Source organism: Halobacteriovorax sp. ZH5_bin.2, assembly GCF_043196375.1.
Classification (GTDB): Bacteria; Bdellovibrionota; Bacteriovoracia; order Bacteriovoracales; family Bacteriovoracaceae; genus Halobacteriovorax_A.
The window spans coordinates 421,546-437,200 of the sequence record NZ_JBEBMJ010000003.1 but is presented as its reverse complement, the minus strand read 5'-3'; the positions used below and the strand labels follow the sequence as shown (position 1 = coordinate 437,200).

General features: G+C 36.1%; 11 protein-coding genes. 2 read left to right on the top strand and 9 right to left on the bottom strand.

The window, feature by feature from the left end:
- Window positions 1-14 precede the first annotated feature (14 nt).
- Window positions 15-845, top strand: coding sequence for an endonuclease/exonuclease/phosphatase family protein (locus ABMA76_RS10480; RefSeq protein WP_393061531.1), 831 nt, complete (start codon window positions 15-17; stop codon window positions 843-845).
- Here the strand turns inward: ABMA76_RS10480 and ABMA76_RS10475 are convergent.
- Entirely contained in the window at window positions 835-1,212 is a 378-nt protein-coding gene (locus ABMA76_RS10475; RefSeq protein WP_392912207.1) for a hypothetical protein, read from the bottom strand. The two genes, ABMA76_RS10480 and ABMA76_RS10475, sit on opposite strands and share 11 nt — an antisense overlap.
- Window positions 1,213-1,214: 2 nt before the next feature.
- Window positions 1,215-2,942 (bottom strand): hypothetical protein, encoded by a 1,728-nt coding sequence (locus tag ABMA76_RS10470; RefSeq protein WP_392912204.1) that lies wholly within the window; start codon window positions 2,940-2,942, stop codon window positions 1,215-1,217.
- Between the two features lie 179 nt (window positions 2,943-3,121).
- Here ABMA76_RS10470 and ABMA76_RS10465 point away from each other — a divergent pair, with 179 nt between their 5' ends.
- Window positions 3,122-4,264: an acyl-CoA dehydrogenase family protein gene (locus ABMA76_RS10465; RefSeq protein ID WP_392857249.1), complete on the top strand. Its 1,143-nt coding sequence runs from the start codon at window positions 3,122-3,124 to the stop codon at window positions 4,262-4,264.
- Window positions 4,265-4,318: 54 nt separating this feature from the next.
- Here the strand turns inward: ABMA76_RS10465 and ABMA76_RS10460 are convergent, their stop codons facing one another.
- The 7 genes from ABMA76_RS10460 to ABMA76_RS10430 all read right to left on the bottom strand — a co-directional run bounded on the left by ABMA76_RS10460 (window position 4,319) and on the right by ABMA76_RS10430 (window position 15,654).
- Entirely contained in the window at window positions 4,319-6,442 is a 2,124-nt protein-coding gene (locus ABMA76_RS10460; protein ID WP_392912201.1) for a hypothetical protein, read from the bottom strand.
- The gene (locus tag ABMA76_RS10455; protein WP_393061529.1) at window positions 6,442-7,038 is read right to left on the bottom strand and encodes a tetratricopeptide repeat protein; all 597 of its coding nucleotides are present in this window, start codon (window positions 7,036-7,038) and stop codon (window positions 6,442-6,444) included. Before ABMA76_RS10455 ends, ABMA76_RS10460 begins: the two co-directional genes overlap by 1 nt.
- 12 nt (window positions 7,039-7,050) lie before the next feature.
- A complete protein-coding gene (locus ABMA76_RS10450; protein WP_392912197.1) occupies window positions 7,051-7,671 on the bottom strand; it encodes a hypothetical protein in 621 nt (206 codons plus the stop codon).
- Window positions 7,661-8,554: a hypothetical protein gene (locus tag ABMA76_RS10445; protein ID WP_392912195.1), complete on the bottom strand. Its 894-nt coding sequence runs from the start codon at window positions 8,552-8,554 to the stop codon at window positions 7,661-7,663. Before ABMA76_RS10445 ends, ABMA76_RS10450 begins: the two co-directional genes overlap by 11 nt.
- Entirely contained in the window at window positions 8,541-9,083 is a 543-nt protein-coding gene (locus ABMA76_RS10440) for a hypothetical protein (protein WP_392912193.1), read from the bottom strand. Before ABMA76_RS10440 ends, ABMA76_RS10445 begins: the two co-directional genes overlap by 14 nt.
- Window positions 9,084-9,094: 11 nt before the next feature.
- Window positions 9,095-10,501 carry a hypothetical protein gene (locus ABMA76_RS10435; RefSeq protein ID WP_392912191.1) on the bottom strand — a complete coding sequence of 469 codons (1,407 nt, stop codon included), beginning with the start codon at window positions 10,499-10,501 and terminating at the stop codon, window positions 9,095-9,097.
- A 161-nt stretch (window positions 10,502-10,662) separates the two neighbouring features.
- The gene (locus ABMA76_RS10430; RefSeq protein ID WP_392912189.1) at window positions 10,663-15,654 is read right to left on the bottom strand and encodes a hypothetical protein; all 4,992 of its coding nucleotides are present in this window, start codon (window positions 15,652-15,654) and stop codon (window positions 10,663-10,665) included.
- Window position 15,655: the final 1 nt, after the last annotated feature.

Genomic DNA, 15,655 nt, shown 5'->3' with positions numbered 1-15,655 from the left:
CAAAAGGATTTGTTATGAAAAAGCTTATGATAAGCTTAGCCGTTGCCTTACTGGCAACACCATCTTTTGCACAAGAAAAGCTCATTCACAAAATTCCAAGTTCAGATAAGATCATTCAAGTAAAGCAAGGCCTTTCATGCCATGACTGCCCTTTTCCTAATGAATTCACGATCACTGCTTGGAATATGTATAAAGGAAAGAATGAAAGCTGGCGCCAAGACTTTGAAGAACTGCTGAATGAAAGCGATATTCTTTTAGGGCAAGAGTTTAGCTTTAAAGGTAAGATGAAGGAGCGCCTCTTTACTCCAGAAGATGAAGAAATCATTTTGGCCACTTCATTTATTAGTTGGGGAAAGTACAACACAGGAGTTACTAATATTTCAAAGTATCCTGCAATAACAATCACACCTCTTAGAAGTAAAGTAAGAGAACCATTTATTCGCACACCGAAGCTATCTCTTGCAAGTCAGTATAAACTTGAAGATGGCCGTAACATTACCTTTATTAATATTCATGCGATTAATTTTGTCAGAAAGAAATCTCTAAAAAAACAAATTGCCCAAGTTATTAACTATATAAGAACGACAAATGGCCCAGTTGTTTTTGCTGGTGATTTTAACACTAACTCAAAATCTAAAATTAAGATGATGAGAGGTATTTTGAATGGAGAAGGCTTTAAAGAAGCTATCTACACAGGCCCTGATGATCGTATGAAGTGGCTTGGTAATAAACTAGATTACATTTGGTATCGTGACCTTGAACTAATTGAAGCTAGAGTTCTAGGAGATATCGAAGGATCAGATCACAAGCCTTTGCAAGCTAGCTTTAGAATTCCTATCGAATAAAACTCGATAGGAATCCCTTCTTTGCTCTTTCAGGGTTTTCTAAGACATTTCCATGCTCAACAAAAGCTTCAAGTAATCCACCAATCTTCTTAGTTGTTTCTAAAACTTTATTAAAGCAATCTGGAGAAATTAAGCATACCCTATCTTGCTTTAGACGATCACTAAGATCATAAGCAAATTTCGTTAATTCATCTTCATCAAAGAATCCACTAAGGTAGCCATCTGAAGTTATTTCCATACGAGGACCAAGCTCAACTTCACTAAAGTCAACTGATGACTTTGCAGTAAAGATCGAACGAATAAAGAAAAGACTGTGCTCTTCACTATAGACATAACTTACATATAAAACTTTATCACTTGCACCCATCTCTACTCCGAAATTATCCCAAAATCTAATGAAATACTTCCCTTAGGCATGAAGCTCAATTCAATCTCATGTGGAGTATTATTTATCTCAACATGGTTTTGATCGATCATCTTTTGGAAAACGTATTCCGATGGATATTTAATATTAAGTTTTTGCTTATAACTTGAAGGATTAAAAAAGCTAATACGCTTTACCTTATCATATTTAAGATCAGAAGAAGCAATGGCCCTTTCTTGCCATTTGTAGCGAACTTCTCCGCTTTGAGAAATATCACAGCCAATATAACCAATACTCTTCGTTACTTTATTCCAAAATGTATTGAGCTCATCGTCACTACACTCTTGAAAATCATTTGAGTTAAAGATAAGCAGTCGCCCCTCACCCATTGTGACAGTATTAATCTCAGTTATAAATCGAATCTTCTCGACACTTAATTCATTTTCCAAGTAGAAAGACTCTAGTCTTCTTCTTAAATTCTTTTCAAGGTAAGCAATATCGATAAGTACCTTACCGCCGCTCATAAAGAGCTTTAGGACCTTACCTAGAAGCTCAGCATTAATCTCTTTTCCATTGAAGTAGAAGAACTGAAATGGACTTTCAACATAGTCTTCCCAGTGAAATTCATTAATATCGCTATAGCTATAATTCCAACTGAATTGATTCTTACAAAAGTCGATAAAACCAGAAAAAGCAATTAGCTCCTTACTTTTAAAGTCCTTCACATTGTGGAAAATATTAACTGCATTTGAAGTTTTAAAAATATAGTCGTTATCTGCGATAATCGTCTTATCATTATAGAATTCATCTAAACGAGAAGAGTTAATAACCTGCTTCTTTAAATCAGAATAAATCCCATTCTTATTGCGATTAGGAAGAAGAATAGAAGACGGAAGAATTCCATTGTCTAAACTCTTAAGAGCATCATCAATGATCTTTGTATCACTCACTTGATCAAGCATACGATTCTCAATCGAGTTCATCGAGCCTTCTAAGAAAGAGAAGTTCTTTACACCTTGCCAATTCTTTTCCATCGAATGCTTAACAATATCGATATAGATGCGAGAAATCGTTTCATTATACTCTATAATAAACTCATGTTCTTGCTCGGCCGTAATCTTCTCAAGCTTAAGCTCACCCTTTTTCATTTCAACAAAGCGACTAAAACCACTTTGGAACGCTACTGAGCGATCAAAAATATAAGAGTTGAAGTGGCCATGAGAGTAATGACCGCAGTTGGCCCCCCACAAAGGTGCTTTAATTCCACTTTCTTGAAAGTATGAGTTTAGTTCTGAACAAAAACGAGTAAAGCCTTTATAAACTCGAGGGTCATAGAAGCTATAGAAATTATGGATTGTTCCATCACTATCTGCACTTGCACGGTTAAGGCCGTACTGATCACAGCTAGCAGTTCTTGCTAAGAGGTACGGAATACCACCATTTGGAAGATATGGTACGGGTGAAACAGGTAAGAGAAAGATAATCTCCTTATCCAACTCTTTACAAATATCATATAGGCGCTTGAAGTCCGTCTCAGGTTTTTGCTTTGCAAAATCAATCTTATCGCCGGTATCCGTATGGAAGCTCCAATTTATCGGTACGATAATCTTATCTGTTAAAGACGTTTGTTCAATTTTAGATTTCCAAAGAGAAGCTGAAGTTTTCCAGTAGAAAAACCAATTCTCCCCTGGAAATACCGTGTCCTCATCCTTGACTACAGGTGTTGTAAGCATCAATCGACTCCTTAAAAAAATTGTAGGTCATGTAAAACACTTTGACAATTTCAAGTACTTACAATTTTTATCTTCTCACTAAATATAGTCTATTGGCTAAAAACATCTGTGGCATTATTGCCATAGGATGTAAGACACGGTAAGTTATTTTGATTAAAAAATGACAGAGGGGACAGAGTATGTGGTATTTCACAGAAGAAGAAAAACAAATCCAAAAAATGTGTCGTGATTTTGCAAGACAAGAGCTTGCTCCTGTAGCGGAAAAGCATGATACAGAAGAAAGTTTCAACATGGATGCTTTCAAAAAAATGGGTGAAATTGGAGTTCTTGGAATTACTGCAGATCCTGAATACGGTGGTGCTGGAATGGGTGCCCTTGCTGCAACAATCGTTATGGAAGAATTTGGAAAAGCATGTGCTTCTTCAACTCTTTCTTACCTTGCCCACTCTATCCTTTGTGTTAACAATATTGAAAATAACGCTTCTAAAGAACAAAAAGAAAAATACCTACCAAAACTAATTACTGGTGAGCATATCGGTTGTATGGGTATGTCTGAGCCAGAATACGGATCTGATGCAGTTGGTATTCAAACAAAAGCAGAGAAAAAAGATGACCACTACCTTCTAAATGGAACGAAGATGTGGATCACAAATGCACAATACGCAGATATCGCTTACGTCTATACAAGAACAGGAAAAGAGAGAAAGAACCTTTCAACTTTCATCCTAGAAAAGGACAAAGGTCACTTTGACTTTGGAAGCCCAATCCACAAGATGGGTATGCGTGCTTCTCCAACAGGTGAACTTATCTTTGACAATGCTAAAGTAGGTCTTGAGCAACTTGTTGGTAACGAAGGTGATTCAATTTACCACATGATGAAAAACCTTGAGATTGAAAGAATCACAATCGCTGGTATCTCACTAGGTATCGCCCAAGCATGTGTTGATCAGTGTATTAAATATGCAAATGAAAGATCACAATTTGGAAAAACAATTGGTGAGTACCAAATGATCCAGAAAATGATCGCTGAAATGGCAACTGAAACAGAGATGATGAGAAACTTCCTTTACAACGTAGCTTACCGTTACGACCAAGGAGAAAAGGGGCCAGTTGTTGCAGCTCAAGTTAAGCTTGCAATTCCAAAAATGGCAACGAAGATCGCTCTTGATGCTATCCAACTACACGGTGGATACGGTTACTCAAGAGAGTTCCCAGTTGAGCGTATGATGAGAGATAATAAGCTTAATGAAATTGGTGCTGGAACTAATGAGGTTATGATCATGATTATCGCTAAGAATCTTCTAAAAGCAGCTCAAGTCTAAATAGAAATTTAAAATAAGAAATAAAAAAGCAGCTCTTAGAGCTGCTTTTTTTTATTATGCTACTTTTAAGTCTGGTCGAGTCTCAACTGAGCCATATAACTCTTGGGCCCAATTATGGACAAGGTTTTCGATCTCAGTCTTCTCATCTTTTTCTTTTGTGATTCGAGTACGTACGAACTTAACAAACTCACGCCAGCTATCATCTTTGCCAGCAATGATTTTGCTCTTTCTCATCTCATCACGTTCAACAGAATCAAACTCAATTTGCATAAGGTCACGGGCCTTAGTACCATCAGGCGCAAAAAGGTCTAAATAATACATTCTCTCAGATTCTTCCATTGGGAAAAGTAATGAAACTTTCTTTCCTAGGTCATAGGTAGCAAGTGATTCTTTTAAAAATTTCGTCGGTAGCTCACTTACAAGCTCAGAAGGGAAATTCTTCTGACTTAGTTCAGTGAACTCTTCAACATTGATATTCTGTTTAAGTGTATTGAAAATACTTCTCTCAACGGCCGACGAAACATTTGGAAGAATATCGTATAGTTTCTCAACAAATGGAAGCTTCGACTTAGACTCAACATATTGAGAAAGGACTTCTTTAATACGGGCCTGATTATCTCTAACCTCTTGCTCCTTAATAATTACTGACGACATTAAAATCTGATCTACTGTTTCAGTATCACAACTTGAAAGAACTTCAGCGACAAAGCTTTCACTTAGAGCGTTAAGAACAAGTGAAACAATATACGGATCCTTTTCATAGATCTGGTTAATCATGTCAGCATTAAGCTTAAGAAGTAAATCGTAAGTGTTTGGATCTTCGATTAGAGAAGGAAGAATAACACTTTGTACGATTTGATTACTAATATAGTCATTTGCAAGTGATAACTCGCTTGCATTAAGTGGTTTATTTAGTAGATCTCTCCACTTTGCCTTTTCAGGTTCACTTAACATCTTAAATACATCTGTTAGTGCACTATTATCAATTTGCTGTACGAGAGCTCTAAGAGCTGCATGCCCACTCTTTGTATCTTGAGCAATCCATTTCTTAACTAGTAGAATTGCTTCTTGAGGAGTGTTATCTGCAAAAACCTTAAATCTTTCAATACCATTAAGGGAGTGTACGCCACCAAGGCCGTCACCACCGCCACCACCAGCGGCCAACATTTCTCCAGCTCCCCCATCATCATCAGAATCAGAGCTATCACTTTGCATTGTAAAATTACCACCAGCTTGAGCAGCACTATTAAGTTCAAAGAATTTAGAAATCAAACGATTCCCTACAAATCCAATTAATAGAACCCCAAGAACGATTGCAATAATATTTGAAACGCTACTTAGTGCCTTTAGGAAATCACTTTTAGAAATTACATCTTCTTTTTGAGGAACATTAATCGTATAAGAGAATTTAAAGTTAGGAGTAATATCATTTACACCAAGCTTAATTGACTTAATAAGCCCTTCAATTCTAACTCTTTCGTCTTTAGCAATATCATTTGGTAGACGAACAGAAATATTAATTTCAGAGATATTTTTGAAAATATCAATAGAAGTATTATATTTCCACATCTGCTCAATCATACTAGGCTTGGCCTTAGATGCATCTCTCAGCTTCTTAATTTGATCAACAAGTTTCTCTTTTTCTTTAGAGAAGTCTTCTTTCATTTTATTAATCTTATCTTTAGAGTTATCCCCCATTGTTAATAAGATCTTACCTGAAGGTGAGAAATCATTAAAATCATCAATAAGTGGTGCTTCCATACCAAGACGAGAAAAAACAATACTTTCACCATAATCAGTTTCTGGAACATCATTAGTAAATTTAATTTCAGCATCAGACTTTGTCTTACCATCTTCAGCTGATTTAGCTTGATCAGAATCATCCGCTAAATCTAATTCCTTACCACCTTTTCCATCAATACCTCCGGCACCACCTTGAGGTGAAGGATTCAAAGGAATACTGAAGTTTGGAGTTTCAGGAGTATTCGTTACGATTTCAACATCAACAAAGAAATGCTCATGTCCGAGGATAACCTCGGTTCCTCTTTGTAACTTATCATGAACCTTCATTTCAAGTTCATTCTTTTGCCATTCAAGACTTGGCAGGACATTCATCTTTGGATTTGAAATGGCCGCAGAAGAAAGTAGTAGTAATGAGATAAAAGCCAATTTTTTCATTATTTACCTCCTTCATTCTTAGAAACATTAAATTTTTTCTCTAAGTAAATTTTCATTTTATATGCTTCTCTATTTTTAGGATTAATCCCAAACGCTTTACGATAGAAAGCAAGAGAGTTTTTAAAATCTTTCTTTAGATATGAAATAGAGCCTTTCATTTCGTGAATAATTGAAAAATGAGGAAATTTTACTTCAAGTTTTTCAAGCTTAGCAAAAGCAAGATCAAAGTTCTTCCCTCTCATCAACCTTAGTACATCAAATAAATCACCCACAAGAAAGTCAAAATCCTGTGCTAATTCAATATCCTTCTCTACCTTTAGGTTGGCGCTGATATCAATATCTGACTTTGCAAGCATTGGAACAGATAAACTATATGGTTCAAACCCAGGTTTATAAACCTCAATTTGAACTGGCCCATTTGCACCATAATTTGTTTGCATCGTTTCTACATCAGTTTCGTAAGGTGTCTTTCCAAGGGAAACTCTTTTACCATTTTTATCAATAACGTATACGTCACAATCACTTGGATCAGACTTAACATTAAACTTAGCAGCAAATACAGATGTAGATAGTAATAATAGTAATAAGTACTTCATTAAAAAATTTATTTATAGATATTGGCTAATACCTACAAATACCCCCATTTTAATTCCAGTTGTTTTAATTCCTGTTGCACGACTAACTGCCGCTTCAGCTTTAATTGTTCTATTCTTACCCCAACGCCAACCAGCGCCTAGGTTTACTCCTAAATCAAAGAAAATATCTGAGTATTTAGCAGAGTCAGTATTATAAATAACGTAACCTGGGCCAACAAAGGCACCCCAGTAATACTTACTTGTTGGTGTTATCGTTAGATTTTGACCATTACTTGTATATGAATACTTCGTACCAATATCACCAAAGTACCAATTCATTCCAACAACAGTTGAATAGACTCCCGTCCCTTCTGCAGACATCATTGGAAGAACACCACTAATATAGTAACTTTTCTTTAATTCTGACTTGAACTCCCAATTAACTTGAATTGAAATAGCAGATACTGCGGCAGCTGCTGCATCAGCACTTTCCTCACCTGTTGAAGTACCATCAGTGTTTTGAAGAGTACTTTCATTAGGTGTGACAGAGTAATTCATCATCCCTAGTGAAATACTAGCAGAATTATAGAATGTTTCGTTTGCAAGGAGACTTGAGCTTAAAAGACCAAGAATCAATAGCTTTTTAAAGGCCACCAGCAGTCCCTCTCGATACGTGCCATCTAACACCATCGATATCGTTTACGTTTAAAGTAATTTTTAGCTTTGACTGATGATCAGCTCTAAAGTTCTTTACATAGAGAGAAGTATAAAGATCTGGTAAGCGTGACTCCATCACCTTACAGATATCATTCAGACGCATCTTTCTTCCATGCCAACTAATATTTGACTGAAAGTCACCATCCGAGAAGTTAAAGCTAGTGAAAACACCTGTAATTTGTAATCCGTTTTTCCCTCTAGAGAACTCAACTGTACAATGAGACTCTTCTGTCTTCATATTTAAAACACCATACAGAAGTTCGACAAAGTCTCTTAGTAGCATCTTTGCTTCATTACTATTTGAATAAAGAACGCAATCATCAGCATATTGAAAATCAGATAGTGTCAGATTATTATTAATCCAACTTAGTCGCTTACCAAAAACTTCATCTTCTATCAGATTATAAGCATCTAGCTTCTTTGATTCCATAAGGGCCGTTCTCTTTTGAGAAACCTTATTCATAACATCAACAGGGATTTTATAAATCCAACCATAACGGTAGCCTGTCGTCTCATCCATTGATGTGTGGATGATATAGTCATTTAGAATATCATTGCAATTCTTGAAAAGGTTACTTGTGTCAGCAAGTCCCTTCTCTTTACGAAATGTCTTTTTAAAGAAAATATCCCAATTTCCACCTTTAAGGTTTACATTATTAAACATTTTTCTGAATTCAGAATTAACTTTGATTACTTGGTCATTTTCATCGATCACAACTAAAGCAATACCAGGAAGGTTCTTAAAGACCTTAGTCTTTTTAACTGTCTTATCTAATTCAACCTTTTGGTTTGTGTTATCTGCCACATCAAAGAACTTCATTTAATACCTCACGATTTCTAAACTGTAGAAAATCTTTTTCATCAATATTTTTATATTTAACTTTTAAAACTAAATTCGTTTTCTTAGCACTACGAGTGAGCCTAATTGCAACAAGGTTCTTAAGTCCACGTCTACCAAAGATATCACTTTGCATATTACTTACCGACGTTCTGATATTTCCAATGTCACAAAGCTGAATCGTCATAAAGCTAGGTGTAACATAGAGTTTCACCCCAGTAATATCCCCTACGACTTTCTTTAAAAGCTTCATTTCATCAATTAATAATTTTTGAACAAGGTATGCATTGATTAACTCTTTCTCTAAACAATTCTGTAAGATCTTTATTTCAACATTCTTGATCTTGAGTGCCTTTAAGCATTGATCCTTAAAAGACTTACTAAAAATTGAAAAATCTTTAACCTGCTGCCTTTGATTATCACCAAAATAAATTAGTGTTTCCTCTTGAATTGGCTTAACCTCAGGTACCGAAGAAGAAAATAGGCTTTCAATTTTGTCCTTAAAATCCATAGTAATCATTCCTAATTATAAACTAGCCTTACGCCAAAAATCTGGTGAGAAGTATCAAAAGCTGATGTTGCTGCTGAAGCGAGATTTACAACTTCAATATACCCACCAAGACCAAAATTTTTATATAAATTCACTGAAAAATCTAACACGTACTTATCACCATCTAATGGTGTCGAGTCCCCTGTCGTACTCAAGTCAGATGATCCAATAAGGGCCTTCTTAAAGAAGCCTTCAATGACAGTCTTCTTTGCAAAGTGCTCATTGATATATTTAAAACCGAAACCAAACCAAAAGACACTATTGGAAAATCCGGCAATCCCCGTCCCTCTATCTTTAATATTGGCAAAACTTATACTTTCATATTCAGCGTCAACTGAAGCAAAAAATGAATCGCCCAGAAGTAGCTTATTATATGCACCGTAAACAGACATACGAGGAGAGATCCCATAAGGGTTCTCACTAAGAATATTTGAAAACGAACCACCTACAGAGAAGTATTCTTGCCACTCCTCTACCTTGTAATTACTTAGGTACGTAATATTCACACTTGTAAGATTAGTTCTAGTATCAACGACTTCACTTGTATTAAGTGTATTTGAAGCTAATGTTGTCTCTTTTAAATAACCAATTGCATAGAAGCTATCTGGTATTAACGTAAGTGTTGATGCCTCAACTTTTTCAGGCTTAGCATTCATCCTTAGGTCGAGATCAGGAGATTTGAAATTACTAATTTTAACTTTCTCTTCTTTCTTTTTCGCCTTCTTCTTTTCTTTTTTCTTTTTATCAATCTTTTTGATATCTGCAGCAACGATTATCTCTTCGACAACAGGAGACTCATCAACAGAAAAAATGCTTACAGCATTCGTATCATTTACTCGTGGTGAATTGAGAGAGTTGATTGCTGAAACAATCTCACTCTTTAACTTCTTCTTAGCCTTCTTTTTCTTAGGGTCTTCCTTTGGAGGCCTAAGGCTTGATGAACCGTCACCATAGAATAGCTCATAGAGTAGCTTTCTTACTTCTAAATGAAATCTCTTTCTAGGAACATTATCATTAAAAACTTGCGTTACCGTCTTTCCGTTTTGAACGTCTAAGATTTTAAAGTCGAGAACATATGAATTATTACGTTTTTTCTTTGTCGAAAGGTCAAGTGCAAAAGTATTTTGATAAACTGCTGCTGCACTATCTCCCATTAAGATTTCAAATGAAGAAGTTCCAAGAACAATTTCCATTGCAGACTTACGAATTAGAGCAAGGTCTCGCCTGTCGATCCCCTTTGCCTCAGTCACTCTAATCATCATATAGGGAGTGACTTCTTCTTCCTGAACAGTTTCAGTTGCAACAACTTTTACTTCCTCGGCAAAAGAAGAAAAAGAGAGAAAAAATGTTAGAATATAAATGTAAAACGTATTCATCACATAAATATTCTAAGTTAATTAAATACTAAATAATACGGGGCAAAATTCTCTTAAAACACGTGAATTTATTGAACAAATCATTAAGATTTCGTTAAGAATTAAATAAAAAAAGAGAGCTGTATTATCCAACAAAATTAGCTAGATAATACTTGCCTCTTTACTTAAAAATCATCTTGTGAAACACGACATCTAGCTGCACCACTAAAGTCGTCGTAAGCATAAATAATTGTATCGAGTGGAAAGTCTTCCCCTCCAACAATTTTTGATAAACTATTACACGTACAATTATCGCAGCTCTTAATAAACATAATACTATCTTCTTCATTGTGCATATTTGTTAAATCGCAACTAAAGCCAGGAAATAATGGTGCTATATCCTCTTGCGCATCGGCCAGCCAATGTGGGAATGCAAAGAACGGATAATCACTATTAGCATCATCACCATTAATTAAGTAGTAATCATTTAAATCTATAAGCTCTTTTGCTCTACTTCTATTACCACCTGCTTTTCTAATTGTACGAGTCGCTCCCTCACAATTTTCAATGGCCTCTGACTTAGTAATGAAAGTTGGCGAACCAGATCCTTCAGGTAGAGCAAATTTATCGATAATAAACCCTCTCGAATAATCGTAAATTGCAGTCTCATCAGGTACAACGACTTCTTTCGTTGAGAATCCATTAGGCATCGAAATATATTGTTTACCAGATGATGTTTCTCTGACAGCAACAACTCTTAAGTAATAGAATCGATTTTGGAGAAGCCCTGTAATTTCAACATTTGGAGTCATTCCCGCTGTTTCAACAAAAGTTAATCCCGTCGAGTTGAAAAGGTCACTTAAACTACTTTCAAACTCACTATAGTAAACACGATATGAGATAATTGGTCCCCAGTCATTATTGATTGGTGCGAAGTCAACCCATTCTAAATAAACTCTTCCCGTATCATCTGTTTCTACATTAAAAATTTCATTCGTCATTGCATTTGAACGATTTGGTTCAATAAATCCTTTGACATAAATTGGTAGTGTAGAAACTGATGCCCTCTTACTATCGTAGTATTTTAAAATGGCATAGTTTTCACTTTCATCAACGTACTCCCCAAGGTATGTCTCATCAAATGTGAATGTTACTCTCATTGTACAAGTACTCGTTGTATTTGCGTTAAATCCCCATTCCTCTTCAGGTAGGGCACCACCTTCATCATCACCAAAGAAACAAGGTCGATTTAATTCAACCTGGATAAATCCTTGATTGTAAATTGTATGAAAGTCCCCAGCTGGAATCGTTGCACTTTGATTACCAACGAATTCCCTATACTCTTTTAGGAAACTTGCTTTCTCATCACTTGGATTATTTAAATTAATATTCTTAATTAAAGATCCACTTGGATAAGCTGAAAGAATCGGGTGAGCTGGATTCGTGTAAGTTCCAATATCAATAAAGTACGCATTTGGAATAGTTCCACCAGAACCATCACTAATATTATTTGTGATTAAATTCCCGGCAGCTACTTTGGCCGGATCGACTGCTGTAAATTGAATTCTAAATGATTCTGCATAGTACTGATCTGTACCAATATCATAAGAAACAATACCGTAGCGAGTTGTTAACGGTAATTCTGCGATACTGGCCTTATGCTTTACATCAGCAAAACAAGAAGCGCCCGGAGCTAAGCTTGCTCCACAATTAACAGATTCAAGAGAGTATCCCACACCGGCACCATTATTATCGTGGATGGCACCAAGAAGTGACGTCTTTAAGTTAAATTTCACATTATTAACTGTCGTTGTCCCTTCATTTGTAAAGACAAGACGAGTTTTTGCATAAACATTTGAACCTCTAACGGCCTCAACACCAACAGTTGTTGCAGCATCATAACCATTCATCACAAGATTGTGATTCGTTTGTGCTGGATCTAATGTTTCAGTATGAGAAGAAGTCAGCTCATCATATTCAACAGTATACTTTTGAGTCTTTAAAGAAATTCTTCCCGTATTTGCCGCTACGGCTTCTGCAACAACAAGAATTCGAAGCGACTTAATATTGTCAGCATATGAATATGAATCACGATCTACTAGAGTCTGAGATCCATCTCTATATTGAACTTCTAATTCAGTCTGAAAAGTTCCTTGTGTCGCTGGAGAAAAACTTAATTCAATATTTGCCAAAGAGGATTGTCCTACAACCCCAGGCATTGTGGTTACAGTAAATTCACTATCTCCATTTAACATTTGAACTAATGAAGACGCCTGTCTTTCTCCAGCATTATATAGCTGAAATGGTAGTTCAACTGTCTCGCCAGCATAGTATGTACCGGCATAAAGAACATAGTCATAAGTAGTATCACGATAAGGAGCTATTCTATTGATAGACTTTGTTGGTGCGTAAGATATAGGTTCAGCAGCAGTTCCCTTAGCAAGATCTCGATACATTGCTGGAATGGTATAGCTTCCAAAACTTCTTCCCCATTCTCCTGCAAGAGGTGAATGAGAAGGAATATTAACCTGCTGGCGCCATAGAACTGCACTAATCATTGGCTGAGCCCCTTCAGGAACAAGTGCCGCTGATTTTCTCGAGTTTATGGCAACAGGATAATCTTGTGTTGTATAGAATCCACCGTGTCCATCTAGATCTGGAGTGTACCCAGTTCCTGCATCAGCAATTCCATCTCCATCAAAGTATCCAAAATTAAAGAAGTCTTGAACCATCATTCCACTACTATACTCTCTTAAAGCATGAGAGCCGTTTAGTGGTGCCGAAAAGTGGCGTTGCCACCTGCGATCATTGGTAGTGTAATAGCTATCTTCTCGTTTATCATTTGATAATTTATTCAATTCGATTGTTAAACTACAAACCTCTCCAGGAGCAAGAAGCGATGGAGCATTTGTCCCTGGAGATGCAGCAGCTGGCCCCATAGCACCACCGAAGTCCATAAAGTCGTAACAATCCTTATCAACACCGGCTACAAGCGCAGAGCTTGGGTTATCAACAATTTCACCACCAAATAGAGGTGTACTAGAGTCAGGTGCCCAAAAGAAAGTTCCAGGAAATACTACAGGTGTATTGAGATTAATATAAGTAATTCCACCAGTACCAACATTTTCTAATTTTAAATGAAAATAGCGTGTTTCATTGGCCGTAACAGGAGGGAAAGTAATCCCTTCAGTCATTGTAAAATCAGAGAAAGATAGAAAGCCTTTTCTAACAAGAAGGCCACGCATCTTCATTTCAATTTCACGGTCTGTCCTAGGAGACATATCATCATTATAAGTCGTTCCATCTTTATATTTGATTCTAAAGATCTTGTAACGATTAGGGTAAGCTTCTAGTACATCATACATTGATGAGTTTTCTTCATTCTCAGCTGCAGTACTATCAGGATTCGTTGATACAATTGGATTTAGATCAAATAAAATATCACATTGCCCATTATATGGATTTAGGAAATCACATCCTGAGTTTTTTATATTTTGGTAGTAGTTATTAATATTATAACTTGTTTCAGTAATAACATTTGCGGTAGGTTGCGCCCCATCTGTAACACTTACAACCTCGCCAAATGTTGAACCACTATTATTAACCCTAATCCTAAGTCTTTCTTTATAGTTTGAGTTTGCAATTAGAGAGATACGTCCTAAATCATAATCAAATAAGTCATTATCAACAGTATCCGAATTAGTGTATGTCGTATTCTTATATTCGATGACGTCAAAGCTTAGTTTTGCAGCAGCCAAGTAATTAGCATCTTCAACAACATAATTATTCTCATCTGAGTCTAGGTCATTTTTAATAACGACATTATCTTTCCAAGTCGAATCATAATGAACATTAAAACGGTAATTATTAAAATTTCCATCTGCTTCAAACTGAACACTAGGATGAAAAGTAACGTTAAAGAAACAAGAACCACCTGGGTCAGCAATCGTTCTACCAGCAACTTGTTTTAATGCTGTATTTGTAATTCTTCCATCTTCACCACGAACATAGTTGAAGTCATTTACATCAATAAAACACTTACTTGTATCAAAGAATTTAAAAGGAATTGTTGTTAGCGGAAGATCACTTGCACTACTTGTTAAATCTCCAGAAGGGTCTCGACAGACAAGATTATCACCACCAGTACTATCATCTCTTAAACAACGAGCTATAAGTGTATTTGAAGCATTTCTTACATCAACACTTAGAACAATTGCTTCTTTATATCCTTTATTCGAAACTTTTAATGTTTGCGTATCGATATTACCTACGACAAGGTCATCAAAGCTTAAATTAGGAAGACCTCCGATTTGAATATCACCTTCAATTCGAATTGACTTGGCATCAAAGTAAACGTTAAGAGCATTAATACCACCCTCTGGGTCACGGCCATAGTCGAATCTAATATTTGAATTATAATCAACGTCAACATTTCCATCAGGTGCTCCAACACCATAGTTCTTTGCTTCAAATTCTACAACAAGTTCACACGTTTCATTTTGTAAGAGTACAGTTCCACAAGTATTTGAAACAATACTAATCGCATTTGACGTTGTGTTATCTAGCTTAGTCATTGTAATATTGCGGGCCCTAAGTTCCCCCGTATTAACAACAACAAGTCTTTGAGAAAATACTTTTGGCTCCGTTCTTTCAACAACACCAAATGAATAATTAATTGTCTCCTCTTCAAATACTAATGAAGCAGGTGTTCCTGTTAAGAACTTCAGCTGCGTTGATTGTGAAAAGTTATCAATAAGAGTCTTATAGTTAAATTGAAGATCTTGAGTGTGAATTCCTGAGGTACGAGCTTCATATCTTAACTTGTAATAACAAGTTGCTTTAGAAGCAATAACTAGACCACAATCTCCACCGAATCCAGGGCTTTCTGACTCTCCTGCTTCATCAGGAAAAAACTTAACCCCAGCTGAAGAAGCCTGATCGATTAAAAGTTGTGCATCACTTAGGTTATAACCAGTATTATTCTTTACTCTTATAAGAATTTCATCGCCAAGACCACCTAGTAGGAACTCACCACGGTCAAGATTACCGACAACCGAGAACTCAACAGTCCCATCAACTCCGTCATTTAAAATTTCAGCAGTCTCTTCTGCCTTCTCGACGGGGGTACACGAGATTATTGTAAAAAAGAATAAGATCAACCAAACGTACTTCTTCATT

Coding starts and splice junctions, on each gene's coding strand:
- ABMA76_RS10470 (WP_392912204.1), bottom strand. CDS start 2,942: ATGCTTACAACACCTGTAGTCAAGGATGAGGACACGGTATTTCCAGGG.
- ABMA76_RS10480 (WP_393061531.1), top strand. CDS start 15: ATGAAAAAGCTTATGATAAGCTTAGCCGTTGCCTTACTGGCAACACCA.
- ABMA76_RS10460 (WP_392912201.1), bottom strand. CDS start 6,442: ATGAAAAAATTGGCTTTTATCTCATTACTACTACTTTCTTCTGCGGCC.
- ABMA76_RS10430 (WP_392912189.1), bottom strand. CDS start 15,654: ATGAAGAAGTACGTTTGGTTGATCTTATTCTTTTTTACAATAATCTCG.
- ABMA76_RS10440 (WP_392912193.1), bottom strand. CDS start 9,083: ATGGATTTTAAGGACAAAATTGAAAGCCTATTTTCTTCTTCGGTACCT.
- ABMA76_RS10465 (WP_392857249.1), top strand. CDS start 3,122: ATGTGGTATTTCACAGAAGAAGAAAAACAAATCCAAAAAATGTGTCGT.
- ABMA76_RS10445 (WP_392912195.1), bottom strand. CDS start 8,554: ATGAAGTTCTTTGATGTGGCAGATAACACAAACCAAAAGGTTGAATTA.
- ABMA76_RS10455 (WP_393061529.1), bottom strand. CDS start 7,038: ATGAAGTACTTATTACTATTATTACTATCTACATCTGTATTTGCTGCT.
- ABMA76_RS10475 (WP_392912207.1), bottom strand. CDS start 1,212: ATGGGTGCAAGTGATAAAGTTTTATATGTAAGTTATGTCTATAGTGAA.